Here is a 17437-nt window from a genome sequence, read left to right on the forward strand (position 1 = left end):
CCAGGAGGCTGAGCTTGACGCGCTGTGCCGTTCGCGAGCACTTCGCTTGTTCATCCGCCTTTGCGAACGCCTTGTGGGAGATTCGGTATGGCTTGATACGTGTGTAGTGGCCGCCGAAGCGGACCATGCGCGATGGACAGGAAGTCAAATCGTGGAGCGTTTTCGTTTCGGCATCCTCGATGGAATCGTGAACTCGCGGATGTCGCCCAGCCTGCTGCCACGGGTGGGTTCGCTGACCGCCGCAGCGGGGGGCGCCGACTCGTACTGGGTCGGTGACCACCTGAACTCGTTTCTGCCGCGCTCTGTCGCAACGCCTGAGTATTTCGGCGTCGCTGCGAGACTAGTGCCCAGGATCGACGCCGTCCTCGAGCCGAGGACGATGCTCGGACACCTGGCCGCTCGCAATCGTCTCCGCCGTCTGCGACTCGGTGTATGCGTGACCGATGCGGGACGGCGCAATCCAGCGGTCACGGCGCAGGCCGCCGCAACTTTGCATCTACTGACCCGAGGCCGTGCCATGCTCGGCATCGGTGTCGGGGAACGCGAGGGCAACGAACCCTACGGTGTCGAGTGGACGAAACCGGTTGCGCGAGTCGAGGAAGCGATCGCCACGATTCGAGCGCTGTGGAATTCGGCCGGCGAAGCGGTGTCTCGCGCCTCGCCGTACTTCCCCTTGAAGAATGCGGTGTTCGATCTTCCGCCATACCGCGGTAGATGGCCGGAGATCTGGGTTGCGGCCCACGGGCCCCGGATGTTGCGGGTGACAGGACGGGAAGCCGATGCCTGGATCCCTTTCATTCTCAGTCGACCCTCCGACTATCGTGATGCGCTCGAAGTTGTCCGGGCTGCGGCTTCGGACGCCGGTCGTGACCCGATGTCGATCATCCCTGCCGTCGTGCGAACGGTAGTCACCGGCCGCAGTCGCGATGACGTGGATGAGGCGTTGGATACTGTGATCATGAAATGCTCCGCGCTTGCTGCACCCGCGAAAGCCTGGTCACGGCACGGTGTTCAGCATCCGCTGGGGGCCGATTTCTCTGGCGTACAGGATCTCGTTCCGCAATTGATCGACAAGGAAACAGCTTTGTCGTACGCGGCAATGGTTCCCGCGTCACTGATGAAAGAGATCACCTTCAACGGGACACCCACTGAAATCATCGACCAGGTGGCGGAGTGGCGGGACCACGGGCTGCAGTATTTGGTGCTCATCAACGGCAGCATGCTGAACCCCAAGGCGCGGAAGGGGTTTGCAGCGAGCGTGCCGTACATGGACGTGCTTCGGCGACTCAAGAAGCTGTGAGCGACCGCGGCACAGTCGATGGCGTCGGCGCGCCCTCATGCGGCGGCGACGTGCATCAGCATTCGACGCCGAGGGTGTTGCAGCCGATTTCTACTCGTCCGAGTCGTCTCGCGACGCGCCGCCGAGCGCTTTCTTCACTGCCTTGTGAACCTCCTTGGCCACCGATCGTATTGTGGCACCGGGGCGGTGCGTGCCGCCACCGGCAGCACCGGCGGCGTTCGAGCCGGGGGCACCGGAAACGCCTCCGATCGGTGGTGTGAACTTTCGCGAGTGACGCACAATGTTTGTCCCGGGCGTCGCCTCGTCCGTCGATGTCGTCGCGCCCACCGGGTCGGGCGAGACGTTGCCGAGCGGGGCCGAATTGACCACTGCCCCAGATTGTCCCGTGTCCGGCGATGGATCGGACGCGTTGCTCGGCGGCACCTGGAGTGGCGAGTCCGGTGCGGCGTGCCGGCCGCGCGTCTCGTCCAACCGGGGTGCCACGTCCAGCGTGACCAACCGTCCATTCGCCCCGGTGAAGGTGTCTACCACAGACGAAATCGCGTTGGCGAAGCGTCCCGCTGGCGGCGCTGGCGCAGTGGCACCCTCTTCCGTCAGCCCTGAATCGAACTCGTTGCCCAGAACACCGCCGAGACGCGAGGTGGCGCTCAGGTCTTGCGGGTTGGTGGACTCGGCCTGTAGCAGGTTGTTCCCCAGCGCCAGGACCGACGCGGGATCCAGACCGGTGAGAATTCTCGCGATGTCCGAACCTGGCAGGGATCCGGCGGCGAAAGTCCGCAGCAGGGTGTTCGACAACGACGCCTCGAGGTATGTGCTGGGCCGGAGGTATCCGGACAGGCCGCGCACCAGATAGTCAAGCCCCGCCGGCAGGCCGGTAATCAGCGACTCCGGACCGGCGTTGGGCCCGGACTCGGATTCACCGCCAAATCCTTCCCAAGGCGGAATGAGGAACTGATTCGGTATACCTGTGAAATTCTGCACCGCTCCGGCCATTCCGGCTGGGATGCTATAGAGCGTCGGGGCACCCCAGTACAAGAAGCTTCCTCTGGCAACAGGATTGAAGTTGGTCGCAATATCGATCTGAAGCTTCACGAAGTCCGAAAGGACTTCTGCAGGGTCGGGCAACAGGATCGGGTTGTCGCTCGGATCCTGCATGAAATAGTCAGCAATCGCTTGCAACGGCACCAGTGGTTCCAGCTTCGCCGGCTCTCCGGCCCAGATCGGTTGCACATCCGGGAACGCATTCACGGTCTCGGGAAATGTTGTGCCGGACAGGAGCTCAGAAAGCGGCGTGACGAACACAAGCCAGCGTCCCACGTACCCCAGCACATCAGAACATTGGAACTCGCAATTGACGTCGGCTCCGGCGATGAACTCGGCCTGCGCGAAGGTCTGTAGTTGTTGGGCGATGGATAAGGAAAATTCGTACGGCGCAATGAAATGGCCAATCGCCGCCAACTGCGGCCAGTTGCCATCGTCCCATCCCCAGGTGTTGCCGCTGTGGGACTCCATGTACCAACTGCCCGTCCCGCCGCGAGTGTATAGGTCGTCAGCCGTACCCGGGATCCCGTCGGCGCCTGGGTCTAACCCATTGCCCACCGTGGCCGCAGGGGGAATCCATCCCGGTACGCCACCTGTCTGGCCGGGCGGCCCGAGGGCGTACGCATACTCCTTCAAGGCCAACGACTCGTAGTACGGAACGTTGATAAGGGTGATGAGCAGGTTGGCCGGGATATTCGCGACTGACGACGCGAGCAGCTGCGTCGCCTGGTGCTCGACCGTTGGACCGGCTACCGGCGTCACCGGTGCGGCGGCTATCACGCTGGCTCCCGCCAGCGCGATGCCTGCTGTGACGTACGGACGTAGGACTGCGCGCATGATCCTCCCACCGGCAGACGATCGATTCTTCGACGACTCTCGAGCCGACCCCGGTGCGGACTTTACTCCCGCGAGTGGGCCAAATGGCTAAATCAGAGAAGAAATTTACGGCCGCGATGACACAGGAAGATGCAAATTAGATTTATTCGCATCGTCGCATGTCACTGAGATAGAAACTATCAAACAGCAAACCAACCATCGATAGGAAACACGGAACGCGCTGCGTTATCGTGCAAATCTGGCTAAATTCAAGCCCGTGCTACGACTCGTCGCCCAGAGGACTAGCGGGGCCCATCACAGGGCGTCCCGGTTGAGGTCAAGGGCGCCAAGACGTGCCGAGCCAAGCGCGGTTGCCGTACGCGTCCAGGTGCGTGACCTGCTCGACCGGTTTGCGGGTCGTAGACCCGTAGCGGCCCCGCGGCCATCCGAGCGGCACGATGCAGCAGGGAGTCACGGACAGTGGCAGCTTGAGTGCCCGACGCGCAGCGGTCACGCTCCACAGCGGCAACGTGATCAGGCTTGCACCGAGGCCCATCGCCCGAGCAGCCAGGAGTAGGTTCTGCACACTCGGGTAGATCGAGCCAAAGTAGCCGGACGCTGCCGGGAGGGGCATGGGAACGTAGGGAAGGCGTCCCTCCCGGGCCCCGAGACGCAGACACGCCACGATAAGGACGGGGATTTCGGCGAAGTGGTCAACCTGCCACTGGACAGCACGCGCAATCTTCGCCATCGACTCGTCGCGGGCGGCGATGCGCCGGATGACCAAGGCGTAATAGATCTTCCAGGCTTGGCGGTAACGCCGCGCGAACTTGTCCTTGATGTCGCGGTCCTTCACGACGATGAACTCCCAGTTCTGTCCGTTGGCACCCGTCGGTGCCCGCAGCGCGACCTCGATGCACTTCAACACCACCGCGTCGTCGACCGGGTCGGGCAGGACTCGACGCACGGCCCGCTGAGTCATGATCGCTTCGAACAGTGGCATTTTGAGGCCGGCAAGCGCCTGGGCGGCAGCCGGAGTGGCCGGCGAACCTTCGGTGTTCGGTGTCTCGGTCATGTCGCTACGCTACGCAGGTCGTGCTGCTCATCGCCTGTGCAAGGGCACGCGGTCATTGCGGATGCACCGTTTTCTGGCGCCGCGCAGCGGATTCGGTCCCGAAGAACCGATCCGCGAGGGCGCCGGCGAATCTTCTCGTCTCCTCGAGCTGGTCCGGTTGCACGTTGGTCATCGGGATCCGCAATCCCAAATACCGATCGCGGTACTCACCCGATCCGAGGTAGCTCGTCAGCGACAGCAGAGATTTGACCTGCCCGCCGGGATACTCGAAATGGAGCCCGCCCACATAACGACCACCCCGCTTCTCCCCCAATCTGCGCACTGCTCTGAGATTGTCGCGCCAATAGCGACGGCATACCACAAAAACGACAAACGGTCTGCCGGTGAGGAGCTTCTGCGCCTCTGCTGATTTGAGGAAGGAGCGCATCGGCATACTCGTTGTGCGCCACCAAGTCGGCGAGCCAACACATACGAGGTCGTATTCCCCGTTTCGCAACACGTCGGGAATTCGGATCTCCCCCGTTGCGCGGCGGAACTGGGCCGGCAGGACACTAAGCATGTCGGGCCACACACTCCGCATCGGAAAGCGCGAAAACCGGTCGGCGAAACGGTGATCCGTGAACTCAATCTTCGCCTTCTCAACTTCGCATCCCCGCTCGCGGAACACCTCCCCCGCGGTTTCGAGCACTTTGAGCGACTGACCCGTATATGTGTAGTACAGAAGCAAGACGCGCGGCCGCTGTGTTCCTCGCCGCCCGCCGATCATGTCGGTCATGACCGGACTCCCCTCTCTCTAGGCTTTTCGACTCAAATGCTGCGCATCCGACGTGCCGCAAGCAACGAGTACCGTTACGCCTTCTTCGCTACCGCGAGTATGTAGTCGATATGCCATTCGTGTATCCAGAAGTTATCGGGGCGGACAAAGGCTCGGAGAGCCGGATTCACATAGTTCATCTCAGGCTGAAACACTCGCTTGACCAGAAACCTCGCCAGCGGACGGAAAACATCGTCCGCAATGGATCGTGTTTCCGCTTCGGCAAAACCGGTCTCGCGCAGCAAGTCTCGGTAGGCAGCGACATCCGCGGCCTTGCGGACGGCCTTGGGCGGCGCCCCTCGCCAGCCCCGCCGCTCAACCTGCCTGCGGAACCTCTTGTTCAAGAACGTACGTTTAGGGACGATATCGGCTGTCACCAGTCGACCACCCGGTTTGAGTACCCGTAACGCCTCGGAGAAAAAGTCGACGCGGGACGGGAAGTGAAAAGCTGATTCCAGTGCGACGACCTTAGTGCATGATTCATCTTCCAGCGGCAAGTCGGTGGCGGACCCGTGGATGTAGTCGATGCGATCCGCCAAACCAGCGTTGGTCACCCTCCGCGTCGAGATGGCGATCTGTTCGGCCGCAACGTTTACACCGGTGATGTGTTTGATATCGAACTCGTTGACCCACAACATGTCTTGGTCGCCGTAGCCAGGACCGCAGTCAACGACAATGTCAGATGTGTTGAAGTCGGCACTGCGCGCTACCAGGCGCGCGAGATCTCGGCTGGCCTCGTCCAGAGTGGTCGGATTGTTCTTCCAGTACCCGAAGTTGATGAACAACGACTCTTCCCCGAACAGGTTTTGCGTGCCGATGATGTCGTATATCTGACCGGTTTTCGAACCGTCGGAGCGCGAAAGCAGTACGCGCGCCACCTGCCCGCACTCTTTCACCCAACGACGGTGTCGGGCGCTGGCAGTCTCACCCTCGATGTGACGCGGAACCGTGACCATTCCTATACCTCCGTCGAGCGTTGCCGATTCAGGATTGGGGGCGTCTTCATGAAGCGGCGTCCCCTGAGTGCCCCAGTGGACGCAGCACGATCGGCATGCCGTCCGTGGGCATAGGTATCCCGCCATAGTCCCAGCAGGGCTGGTAGCCGGGCCGTGGTAGTTCTAGCCGGTACCGACGTAGCAGGCGATGAATGATTGTTTTGATCTCCAACTGCCCGAAGACCATTCCGATGCACTTGTGCGCCCCGGCACCGAACGGGGCGAATGCCAAGCGGTGCTTCTTGTGCTCGGCCCGCGGTTCGGCGAATCGTTCGGGATCGAACTTGTCAGGCTCACTCCACAGCTCGGGCAGCCGGTGATTCATCCCCGGCCAGGCCATGACAAGCGTGCCGGCAGGGAGGTAGTAGCCGAGCACAGCTATGTCGCGGACGGTCTGTCGCATCACGAACGGTAATGGCGCGACCATTCGCATCGACTCGTTCATCACTAGGTCCAGTGACTCCAGCTTCTCCAGTGACTCGATGTTGAGAGGACCATCCCCGAGTCGCGCCGACTCATCGCGGCACCGCTCCTGCCACTGGGGATGGGCTGCAAGGTTGTACGCCATCGTCGTGGTCGCCGAGGTCGATGTCTCGTGGGCGGCCATCATCAACAAAATCATGTGGTTGACGACGTCCTCGTCGCTGAACGTGTTGCCGTCATCGTCCTCGGCGTGGCAGAGCACGGAGAACATGTCCGTGGCCTTTGCATCGCGGCGCTCTGTGACCCGCTCGAAGTAGTAATTCTCCAAGAACTTGCGCGCCCGTAACCCTCGCCACCACTTGAACGGAGGGATGGGATAGCGGATGATCGCGCCCCCGGCACGGGTCGTGATCGTGAAAGCGTCGTTGACTTTGGCGACAAGGGCGTCGTCGGCGCCCGGCTCGTGGCCCTGGAACACCATCGATGCGATGTCGAGGGTGAGCGTCTTCACGGCGGGGTTGAACAGAAAACGTGCATCGTTGGTCGGCCAGTCGGCGACCGCGGCCGTCACCACCCGGTCGATGTGCTCGATGTAGCCGGCCAGCCGGGTCCGTGTGAACGCCTCTTGCATGATGCGCCGGTGATTCATGTGCTCGTCAAAGTCCAGCAGCATCAGTCCACGGTTGAAGAAGGGCCCAATGAGCGGCTGCCAGCCCGCCTGGGAGAAGTCCTTGTTTTTGTTGAAGAGCACGACCTGGGTGGCATCGGGCCCCAGAACGTTCACGGAACCGAGCATCGGCACCGCGGAGTAGAACACGGGGCCATATCTGCGGTAGAGCTGCAGCGCGAAGTCGGGTCCCCCGCGAAACACCCCGAGAGTGTGGCCAAGAATCGGCAGGCCCGAATTTCCGATGACAGGCGACAGGCCGCTACCGGCGGGCGGTTCCGCCAGCACCTTCTGCTTCCACGCGTGCGCGAGATCCTGCCTCTCCAGCACCCCCATGCCAGGAATGTTGTTGATTGTGGGAATAAATCGACGACGCGCCCGGTCGAGCAGGTATTGGCGGGTACTGATAGATGCCATGGTGCTTCCTTGTTGCTTCGGGCCAGATCAGACTAGGACGTATGTGGTGGACGTTCGCCTAAATGACTGAGTCTCTGCATATTTCGTGCAGAACACTGAATCATTCGCTGGCGATCGGACTCGCTTGCCGGGTAGAATATGGCGTCTGCCTTCCACGGTTCAGAACTCCACAGGACTCGACAACGCCGGAGATTGGATTGGCCCGAAGGCGTAGCGGTGGTATTGCAGCGCCTTACGTACGGGCGGCGCCGTCCGAAGAAGAGTTCGCATCGAGCGGAATCCTGCGGGTGCCCGGGGGAACGTGCTCGCCTCGAAGAACGTGACGGCGGCCAGGAGCCGGACCCCGGGAACGGACCGCAGGATGTCCTGTGGATCATTGACGGCCCAGTGCAGCGTCGAGCCAGACCGCCGAACCAGCGTCTGTGCTTTCTGTGATCGGATACCGAGCCAATTGAAGAAGTCGATCTGGAGCTCGCCGGATGGAAACCGATCGACGACGCGCCTGAGAAGCGCTACACCCTCGTGCTGCTTGAGATACATGCTGACACCTTCGGCAAGCAGCAGGACGGGGCGGTCGGCGGGAATCTCATGTAACCATGACGGGGACGTCGCAGACGCAGCAATGAGGTGGTATGAGGGTCGCGGGGGAAAAACCTTCTTGCGCAAGGCAACAACGGCCGGATAATCAATGTCGTACCACTGCACACGTGGGTCGGGGTCGATCCGGAAAACTCGGCTGTCCAATCCACAGCCGATATGCAGCACCGTCGCGTGCTGGTGCACGGCCAGGAACTGACGCGTCCAGATGTCGTACTGGGCAGTGCGCACGGTGACCAGTGGGGCCCATCTGCCGGTGATTCCGATCTCATGCCAGTCGTAGTCGATTAGGTGCGCCGCATCCTTCGCGAACCGGTCGCCGAGCACGGGACGATCAAAGTCAGCATCAAGCGCCTTGAGGTACAGAGTGGTCAGCATGGTCTGCGCGGCGCCGGTGAGATCGACCGGAACCCTTGTGCGCATCGGAATTTCCCTATCGCGAGCGCCATTCATTGTCTCGGTGCCGCCCTGCTCTGAACCATTGACCAGAGGAATACGACTCCGCCAGTTTCCTCCTGTTGTGGATGTGCCCACGCTAACCGGCCCCCCTCGCCACATGCTGCTCAGCGGTCGCGCAGAGCAGCGAATGGATGGCCTCGACGGATTTCTGCAGCGCTGGCGCGTGCGAGTGGTGCTCGATCCACATCTGGTCGGCGAATATCCCGCTGAAGTAGATGTCGATTCCCGCGTCCACCGCGAAAAACATCGTGCTCTGGCATGCAGTCAATTTCAGTCCAGGAGGTGTGCGCACGGCCGGGACCGGACCGGTATCGGTCAACATCACGACATCAGGCAGCCCTGGCGCATTGCCGACATATTGCGGACTGAAATGAAGTAGAGACTGCTGGATCACCCCTTCCGACACATCTCTCTGAAACGTCTCCGCGATATCGCGCGCAAGGTCCACGATGTCGGTGTCATCGTTGATTTCGGCCAGATATGTTGCGACGCCCAACGGGTTGGTGCAGGCGGTGGCAGACAGCGGTGGCGAGAGGATATATCGCAGGTCGACGGGATAGATGTAGGGAATAGGGATGTTGGGTGTATCTCGAAGTTGCCACTCTGCCAGCAAGATGGCTGCGGACAGAACTGCGTTAGCGCGCAGTCGATTTGCCCGACAGAATGCGATCAAAGCGTGTGTGTGCGCTGCGCTCAGCCGACGTCGCGCCACCGGGACCTGCAGCGGCAACGGCGGTTTACTTGTTGTAGCGGCTCGCCTGGAGGGAGGCAGGTCATAGACGAACATGGCCGGCATGAACCTCTCGAGCCCCGACCGGCGTTGTTTTGCTATATGCCGTTCGGCCAGCGCAATCTCCAACGGCTCGGGTGCTGAACGGACGGTGACTGGGCCGACGTGCCCGGTGCAGACCAGAGCCGTGTAGTAAGTGAAGAGTTCCTCGACGAGACTGAACTGATGATGACCGTCGGCCAGGCTGTGATGGATGTACAAGGTCAGCTGTGCACCCCCGTCGTGAGCGATTAAGCGGAGCCGGGCCAGCGACTCACTTTGATCAAGTCGTACGGGAGGTTCGACAAACGCAGCGTCGAGCTTGACCACTTCCAGGCCGGTGTGGATCAGATCATCGGCGACGAACTGGTGGCGTCCGTCGGATCCGCGCTCTATGTGTCCCCCGAGAAGTGGTTGCGCTTCGAGCAGTGAGTCGAAGGCCGCGGCCATTGCAGAGATATCGACATCTCCCTCGAGTTCGGCGCCCAGGCCCACGAAATTGTGGGTTTCGGCGAACATCTCCTCGCTACGCGCGAGCTTGCGAATGACTGTGGATGCGAACATGAAACCTCCCTCGGCGTGTGGCGGCCACGACCTGATGACTCACTCGCGCATGCTGGCCCTCCGATATCCGACGGCCATCGGTAGAGCGCATAAGGCGACGAGTGCTGCCGACCAGAGCATCATCGCGACCATCGGCGCCAGCACAGGGCCGCCGACGGACAGGCCGCGCATCGTCTCGATGGAATAGCTGACCGGTTGATGTTCCACGACCGGCTGCAGCCAGCGAGGGTACTGCTCGAGGGGAACGAAGCCGACCGAGAAAAACATGAGCAGCCCCCAGATCACCTCGGTGCCTTCGATCACAATCGTGTTGGCCGCGTAGAGAGCCAGCGTGACGACAACCGCGGTGAACGCCACCCCGAACGCAATCGGGACGAACAACCAAGCCAGCGATGGGAGGATGCCCTGCCGGAACCGGAAACCGAGGATGATTCCCGCACACAGAATGATCGCCGTAGTCACCAGAATGCGGACAGCATCTGCCGCTAGCCTCGACACCGGTCCCGCCGCGCGATGCACCGGAAGCACCCACAGCCGCGACAGCAGACCGTCACTGCGCTCGCGCATCAGCGCGATGCCGCCCACCATCGATCCAGACATCGCCGCGACCATCGCAACCAGCGGGACACTGCCATATAGCGCGCTACGGCCGGTTAAGTCCGAAATACCGCGCCCCAGAACAATGTTCAATGTCACTAGCAATGCGATCGGCATAAACAGCGACTCGAACAAGGTGGTGCGATCACGTATCCACCGACGTAGGAGACGCCCTGTGAACACCCACGTGTGCCGAAGGAGTTGACCGACCGAGTTCTCCGCAGGGGCGCACCGATGCTTATGTCGAACAACGGCGACTTCAGCCACCGTGATGACCGCTCCGTTCTGGTTCTGGTGCGTAACAACCATCATCGGCGCCTGGTGGCAATGTAGACATGGAGGGGAATCAGCATCAATATCCAACCGGCGAGCCACGCGAACGTCGGACCCATCACCGACCACGTCACCTCACCGGCGGCCGGTGTGCTGTCGCCGCCGAGAGGACGTAGCGCATATACGAACTGGGATACCTCTTGATTCCGAACGATGGGTTGGATCCATGCGGGAAACCGTTCGATGGGCTGCAGACCTACCGAGAGCAGGCCGAGAATCATCTGCGGTACCAGCATCAGCGGCACCGTGGCCTCTGGATTGCTGTTCGCAGCGCCGATGAGGTCTCCGAGCAACGACGTCACCGCGCCGATCAAGAGCGCCAACAGGCAGAAGCCCACAGCGTGGCCTACACCGCCATAGAACCGGAAGCCGATGATATGACCGCACACGAGGGCAGCACACAACGCCACCACGCAGCGGTACACACTGGCCGACATTCGTGCTGCCAGCGGTGTGAGCGCCGCAATGGGCATCGTTTTGAATCGGCGGTTGATGCCCTGCACGGAATCGGTTGCCGATCGAAACGCCGCCGATATGGCTGCGAACGCGATCCCGTTGAGCGCGATGAGCGGCATCAGATATTGCGCATAGCTGCTCATACCAGCGGGGAAACCGCCCATCAGGCCTTTGAGCGGAAGGTAGAAACCAATCGAGAACATTATCGCTGCCGCGATCAACGTCACGACTTCGCCGTTGCGCAGCGTCGGCGTGATCATCCGGACCGTCAGCACCCACCACTGCTGAAAAGCGGACGTCTGTGGCCGTACAGCGGTATCCATCATGACGGCACTTTCCCGTTCGACGTCGCGGAGGCATCGCGGCCGTCGCCGGCAGTAAGTGCAAAGAACACCTCGTCAAGCGAGGGGCGCCTCAGCGCGATGTCCTGCAACTCGATGTTCGCCGCATCCAGGCGCGTCAGTACACGCGCCAGGGTCGCCGGGCCGTCGGGAGCGGGCATCGCGATTCGGTCGGCGCCTGACGTCAGTGCTGCGCGGTTCTCTTGCGTCAAGAGACAACTCAAGGCCTCTGTCATCGCAGTCAGATCATGGAGGTGCCGGGGAACGATTTCGCAGTAGGTACCTCCAGTACGCTTCTTGAGTTCGTCAGCGGTGCCTTGCGCGATGATCTTCCCCTGATCGATAACGACGATCCGATCGCTGAGAACGTCGGCCTCTTCGAGATATTGGGTTGTGAGCAGCGTCGCGATGCCGACCTTCTTGAATTCACCCACCAAGTCCCAGATGCTCTGCCGGCTTCGCGGGTCTAGTCCGGTCGTGGGCTCGTCGAGAAACACGACTTCGGGCCGCACCACCAATCCGCACGCGATGTCGATACGTCGACGCATCCCACCGGAGTAGGTTTTGACCAGACGGGCCGCGGCGTCGACCAGATCGAACTGGTGGAGAAGTTCTTCTGCACGCGCGCGCGCAGCTTTCTTCCTGAGTCCCTGAAGTCTGCCGAACATCTGCAAGTTCTCTCGGCCGGTGAGCATGTCGTCCAAGGACACCTGCTGACCGGTCAGCATGATGGACCGTCGCACTCCCTCCGGATCGGACATCACGTCGTGCCCGGCAACTTGCGCTCGGCCGCGATCCGGCCGGCTCAATGTCGCCAGTATGTCGACCATGGTTGTCTTGCCTGCACCATTGGGTCCGAGCAAGCCGAGCACTTCGCCGTGCGCCACCTCGAAACTTATGTCATGCAGTGCGACAACGGAACCGAAGGTCTTCCTGATCCCCTCGACGACAACGGCGTTACCGGTGTCGGATCTCTGCGTGCTCAGCATCCGCGTGACTCCTAGGTGCTTTCCATCGATGACAGATCGACCAGAGCCAACTCGTCATCGGCCGATACGTCGTCTTCTGCGAGTGCCCGCCTGATGAGTTCGAGCAGCGCGGTGGGGTAATGCCGGGCAATCGATTCGGCCCTTGTCGGCTCGAGCCGGCGTGTGTCGTACCACCAGTCCACATGCAGCGCACCGGCAATGCGGTACACCCGAAGTTCGAGCGCATGTCCGAGACCTGGCAGTGCATCGCGCACCGGCATGGCCGTGTCGCCGTCCAGTTGTATCGGCGCTTCGTCGGCTGCTACCAGCGGCAGGTCCGGAATTGTGCCCACATACGAGAACAAGATGTCAGCTGGTGGAACTGCGCCTAGCACGTGTGTGGTCGGCCCGTAGACGTACCGCAGCAACCCGTACCCGATGCCGTTGTGGGGGACCGCCTTTAATGAGTCGTGCACGTCATCCAACACTCTTCGAGCGCTCGACTGGTGATCTTGGTCGCTGTCCAGAACCGTCGGATAGATCGTGGTGAACCAGCCGACCGTGCGGCGCAGATCCACGTCGGGCTTCAGAACCGACCGTCCGGATCCGCCAAGGTCGACAGCCACGGCGCCAGCACCGACAATGGCTGCGATCGTCCGGCCCAACGCGGCCAACAAGATTTCGTCGATCGGCGACCGAAGCTTGCGGCGGGCGTCGTCGATCTCGGCGGTTTCCGAGACACTGAGCGTCGACTGCAGTCTCATCAGATCATCGGGCTGGGGACGCTCCGAGGCATCCGAACTGGCTACGCGCACGGTCGCCCTCGCTGCGGTCTTCAGCCAGAACTCGCTACTCTCGATGACCGCCGGGTGCGCTGCGAGTGCGGCGCAGCGCTGCGACCACTCAGACCAGGACGTCGCGACCGGTTGTAGCGCAATATCATCGCCTGTCAGGCGCTGAGCGAATGCGGTCAATATGTCGGTGAGGAGGACATCGCGGGATGCGTTGTCGGCGACAATCGCCCACATGCTGATGGCGAGGTAGCACGTTCCACCCGGCACGCCGCGAATGTATGCGGCGGTAAGAGCCGGGCTCGACAGGTCCTGGCCGTTGATCTGCTCGTCAAGGATTTTGAGTAGCTCCTGCCGCTCCTGTGGACTTCCGCACACGAGACCGTCGGGAAGTGACCGGGTGGCCAATTCGATGAGCTCCTGCGGCTCGCCGACGTGCTGCTGCCAGATCCCCGCCCGCTGAGAAATCTGAAGCCGCAGTGCGTCATGGTGGTTCACCACGGCTGTCAGCACCGCCCTGACGTCTTCCAGCTCGACATCGGCGCGAACCCGCAGAAGCACGGGTAGGCGCCATCGACCTGGCTCTCGCAATCCACGGTCGAGAAAGTGCGCGATGTTCGCCGGAATGGGAGGATGGGCCAGGTCGTCAACCGACATGCGGGACAAGCCGCCCGCGCCGTATCGCTCAGTCAACGCCTTGGCCAGCGCTGCGACACTTTGGTTCTCGTACAGGTCCTGTGGTGTGAACTCCAAACCCTCATTCGCGGCGGTCATGGCCACGCTGATGGCAATCAGCGAATCGCCGCCCAATTCGAAGAAGTTGGCATGCCGGTCAATCGAGTCAACACCGAGGCACTGGCCCCAGATGCGCTGCAATGTCGTCTCCATATTCGACTTGCCATCGGTTGCCGCATGGCTGTCGCCGGAGACAGTAGGAGTCGTGCCCGCCTCCTTCCCGTTCGTCGACGGGGCGGCATGTGACCACCCGCTGTTGGCGTTGTGTTCGATCCAGTGCCGCTGGCGGACAAAGGGATAGCCCGGAAGCGAGATGAGCCGTGGCTGATGGTCGGCCCACAGCGGCGTCCAGTCCACGTCGATACCCGCTGCCGACAACTGGCCGAGGCCCAGCAGGAAGGTGTCACGATCCGTCCGGTTCTGCGCTTGGTGACGCATGAGCCGGATGGCGCGGTGCTGGCTTGACCATCTGGGGTGCCGCATCGCCGATGACGTCAAGCTGCCACCGGGACCCACTTCGATGAGGACGCGGCTTGGATGGGCGAGCAGCGTGTCGAGTTCATCGGAGAACCTGACGGTGGCCCTAATCTGTCGAGCCCATGTCGACGGGTCCGTCGCGTCGTCGGCGGACATCCATGTTCCGGTGATGTTGGACAGCAGGGGTAGCTGAGGTTCGTGAAGCGTCAGCCCGGACAGGAAGCCGGTGAATTCGGGGATGACCGGGTCCATCATCCGGGAGTGGAACGCATGCGATGTGCGGACCCGTCGAGCGATTATTCCCTCGCGGGCGAGCCGGTCCGAGAACTCGCCGATGCTCTTCTCCGAACCGGCAATCACGCAACTGCCCGGATCATTGATCGTCGCTATGTCGACGTCGGGTGTGAGATATTCCGCGATCGCCTCGGGACTCAGTGCGACCGCGATCATGACGCCGCGGGATGCGGCGTGCATCAGACGTGCGCGTACCGACACCGCCTTCGCGACGGTCCTGAGATCGAAGACGCCGGCCACGGCCGCCGCCACATACTCGCCGATGCTGTGTCCAGCCAACGCCGCTGGGCGGACGCCGTAGGAGTCGAGCAGCTTCGTCAACGCGAATTCCACAGCGAACAGCGCGGGTTGGGCTCTGTCGGTTCGCTCCAGGCTTCGGGCGGTACCGTCGAAAACCTCCGCCCGCAGGTCGATACCCAACTCATCTGCGAAAGCCGCGGCGCACTGGTCGAAATGATCGGCGAACACCGGCTCGGACTCGTAAAGTCCGCGCGCCATCCCGGCATGCTGAGCACCCTGTCCAGGAAAAAGGAAAACGACACGCTGCCGGTCTGGTTCGTCGGTTCTCACGGACTCACCGACGAAAACATTGTCGTCCTCCAGGGACCCCAGCAGTGCCGCAGCGTGCTGCTGGTCGCCGACGACCGCGGCCATCCGGATGGTCTCCTTGCGGCGCCGCGAGAGGGTGTATGCGACGTCGGGCAACCGCATTACGTCTTCGCCGGACAATGCGGCGGCCAAGGCGGCACGTGACGCGTTGAGGGAGTCGACAGTGCGGGCGGACAGCAACAATACCTGTGGGCCGGGCTGGCTTTCAGGCACGGAGAGTGCCGGAGCCTCCTCCAAGACGACGTGGGCATTGGTGCCGCCCACGCCGAACGAACTGACCCCGGCGCGCCGGACACCGTCCCATTCCCAAGGGCCGTACGCGCTCCGAACGACGAACGGACCCCGATCGAGATGAAGTTCGGGGTTGGGCCTGGTGAAATGCAACGTTGCCGGAAGCGCTCGATGCTTCAGGCACAGGATCGCCTTGATCAAGCCCGCGATGCCCGACGCCGCCTCCAGGTGCCCGATGTTCGACTTGACCGAGCCGACGAAGCACGGGCCGGGTCTGCTGGCCGTAGATATCTCGAATGCTTGTCGCAAGCCTTCGATTTCGATCGGGTCGCCCAGTGGTGTGCCGGTTCCGTGAGTTTCAACATAACTCACTGTCGACGCGTCGATGTCGGCTACCACATGCGCCTCGGCGATCGCCTCGGCCTGCCCCGCGGCGCTGGGCGCCGCGTAGTTCATCTTCGTCGATCCGTCGTTATTGATTGCTGATCCTCTGATCACGGCGTGGATCCGGTCGCCGTCATCGACGGCAGCCGTCAACGTCTTGAGCACCACAATGCCGACTCCGCTGCCGAAAATCGTGCCGTCCGAACGCACATCGAACGGCCGGCAATGGCCGGTGGCCGAGACCATAGATCCAGGTTCATGCCAGTACCCGACGCGATGCGGTACTCGTATCGAGGCGCCGCCCGCCAGTGCCATGTCGCATTCGCCGTTCAGGACGCTCTGACATGCCAGATGCACGGCGACCAGCGACGACGAGCACGCCGTCTGAACCGACAGCGCCGGCCCGCGCAAATTGAGTTGGTGCGAAACCCGGGTGGCCAAGTGATCCTTGTCGTTGTGCAGTGACAGGTTGACCATGTCGAAGCTGGCGCCTTGCCCGATAACGGTTCGCGGATCGTGGTGCGACATAAGGTTGTAGAGCAGATATCCGCTCGCTGAACTCGTTGCATACACTCCCACCGAACCCTCGGTCTGCGCCGGGTCGTAACCGGCGTCTTCAAGTGCGTGCCAGGCGCACTGCAAGAACAGTCGGTGCTGTGGGTCCATCAGCCGGGCCGCCTGCGGTGTGAATCCGAAGAACTCGCAGTCGAATTCGTCTATTCTCTCCATGACTGCCGCACGCCGCACATAGGAGTGGGCGGCCAGTGCCTTCTGCCCGACACCGGCTGCGATGAGCTCGCCCTCCGACAGATCGACGATCGACTCTTCGCCCCGACGCAGATTGTCCCAGAACGTCGACACCGAATCGGCGCCGGGGAATCTTCCAGCCATGCCGACCACTGCAACTGCGTTGGGCGCCAAAGAAATTGGGTTGCTGTTAGTCACACTCGTTGTCCTCCCCTGCGCCGCGTCGCCGCGCGTTGGCGTGCCGCGGCACGCTGAAGCGCTCGATCGCGAACCTCGGCGATTTCAGGCAGTGGATGCAACAGCGGGTGGTTTTGGCGGGTTTGAGAGTAGCTCGTCGAGGACTTCAGCGGGTTTCTTCCAGCCGAGGGTTTTGCGGGGTCGGGTGTTGAGTTGGGCGGCAACGTAGTCGAGGTAGTCGGCCGGGAACACTGATAGGTCGGTGCCTTTAGCAAAGTATTGGCGCAGCAGCCCGTTGGTGTTCTCGTTACTGCCGCGTTGCCATGGCGAGCGCGGATCGCAGAAGTAGATATCGAGCTC

General features: G+C 62.0%; 13 protein-coding genes. 1 reads left to right on the forward strand and 12 read right to left on the reverse strand.

The features are described 5' to 3' along the window. The first annotated feature begins 151 nt into the window (after window positions 1–151). Window positions 152–1300, forward strand: coding sequence for an LLM class flavin-dependent oxidoreductase (locus CQY20_RS25175; RefSeq protein ID WP_174814775.1), 1149 nt, complete (start codon window positions 152–154; stop codon window positions 1298–1300). Between the two features lie 90 nt (window positions 1301–1390). Here CQY20_RS25175 and CQY20_RS25180 read toward each other — a convergent pair whose 3' ends face one another. The 12 genes from CQY20_RS25180 to CQY20_RS25235 form a co-directional block, all read right to left on the reverse strand. Next, on the reverse strand, window positions 1391–3178 hold the full coding sequence (locus tag CQY20_RS25180; RefSeq protein WP_097942799.1) for a hypothetical protein: 1788 nt from the start codon (window positions 3176–3178) through the stop codon (window positions 1391–1393). Between the two features lie 316 nt (window positions 3179–3494). Next, entirely contained in the window at window positions 3495–4232 is a 738-nt protein-coding gene (locus CQY20_RS25185) for a nitroreductase family protein (RefSeq protein WP_097942800.1), read from the reverse strand. A 52-nt stretch (window positions 4233–4284) separates the two neighbouring features. Further along, on the reverse strand, window positions 4285–5007 hold the full coding sequence (locus CQY20_RS25190; RefSeq protein ID WP_234816402.1) for a flavodoxin family protein: 723 nt from the start codon (window positions 5005–5007) through the stop codon (window positions 4285–4287). A gap of 74 nt (window positions 5008–5081) precedes the next feature. Next, a complete protein-coding gene (locus tag CQY20_RS25195; RefSeq protein WP_097942801.1) occupies window positions 5082–6002 on the reverse strand; it encodes an SAM-dependent methyltransferase in 921 nt (306 codons plus the stop codon). A gap of 46 nt (window positions 6003–6048) precedes the next feature. Continuing rightward, window positions 6049–7548, reverse strand: a complete 1500-nt coding sequence (locus CQY20_RS25200) for a cytochrome P450 (protein WP_097942802.1) — start codon at window positions 7546–7548, stop codon at window positions 6049–6051. Between the two features lie 159 nt (window positions 7549–7707). Continuing rightward, window positions 7708–8568 (reverse strand): class I SAM-dependent methyltransferase, encoded by an 861-nt coding sequence (locus CQY20_RS25205; protein ID WP_097942803.1) that lies wholly within the window; start codon window positions 8566–8568, stop codon window positions 7708–7710. A 112-nt stretch (window positions 8569–8680) separates the two neighbouring features. Beyond that, window positions 8681–9937, reverse strand: a complete 1257-nt coding sequence (locus tag CQY20_RS25210; protein WP_097942804.1) for a phthiocerol/phthiodiolone dimycocerosyl transferase family protein — start codon at window positions 9935–9937, stop codon at window positions 8681–8683. Window positions 9938–9976: 39 nt separating this feature from the next. Beyond that, window positions 9977–10843, reverse strand: a complete 867-nt coding sequence (locus CQY20_RS25215; RefSeq protein WP_097942811.1) for an ABC transporter permease — start codon at window positions 10841–10843, stop codon at window positions 9977–9979. Further along, complete coding sequence (locus CQY20_RS25220) at window positions 10843–11649, reverse strand: ABC transporter permease (protein WP_097942805.1); 807 nt, start codon at window positions 11647–11649, stop codon at window positions 10843–10845. Before CQY20_RS25220 ends, CQY20_RS25215 begins: the two co-directional genes overlap by 1 nt. Beyond that, on the reverse strand, window positions 11646–12653 hold the full coding sequence (locus CQY20_RS25225) for an efflux ABC transporter ATPase subunit, DrrA-related (RefSeq protein ID WP_097942806.1): 1008 nt from the start codon (window positions 12651–12653) through the stop codon (window positions 11646–11648). Before CQY20_RS25225 ends, CQY20_RS25220 begins: the two co-directional genes overlap by 4 nt. Window positions 12654–12664: 11 nt before the next feature. Then, window positions 12665–17080: a type I polyketide synthase gene (locus CQY20_RS25230; RefSeq protein ID WP_097942812.1), complete on the reverse strand. Its 4416-nt coding sequence runs from the start codon at window positions 17078–17080 to the stop codon at window positions 12665–12667. Between the two features lie 102 nt (window positions 17081–17182). Beyond that, window positions 17183–17437, reverse strand: a 255-nt coding sequence (locus CQY20_RS25235) for an IS30 family transposase (RefSeq protein WP_109789746.1), incomplete at its 5' end; no start/stop codon positions are given.

The sequence above is a fragment of the Mycolicibacterium agri genome, assembly GCF_002553505.1.
GTDB classification, from domain to species: Bacteria; Actinomycetota; Actinomycetes; order Mycobacteriales; family Mycobacteriaceae; genus Mycobacterium; species Mycobacterium agri.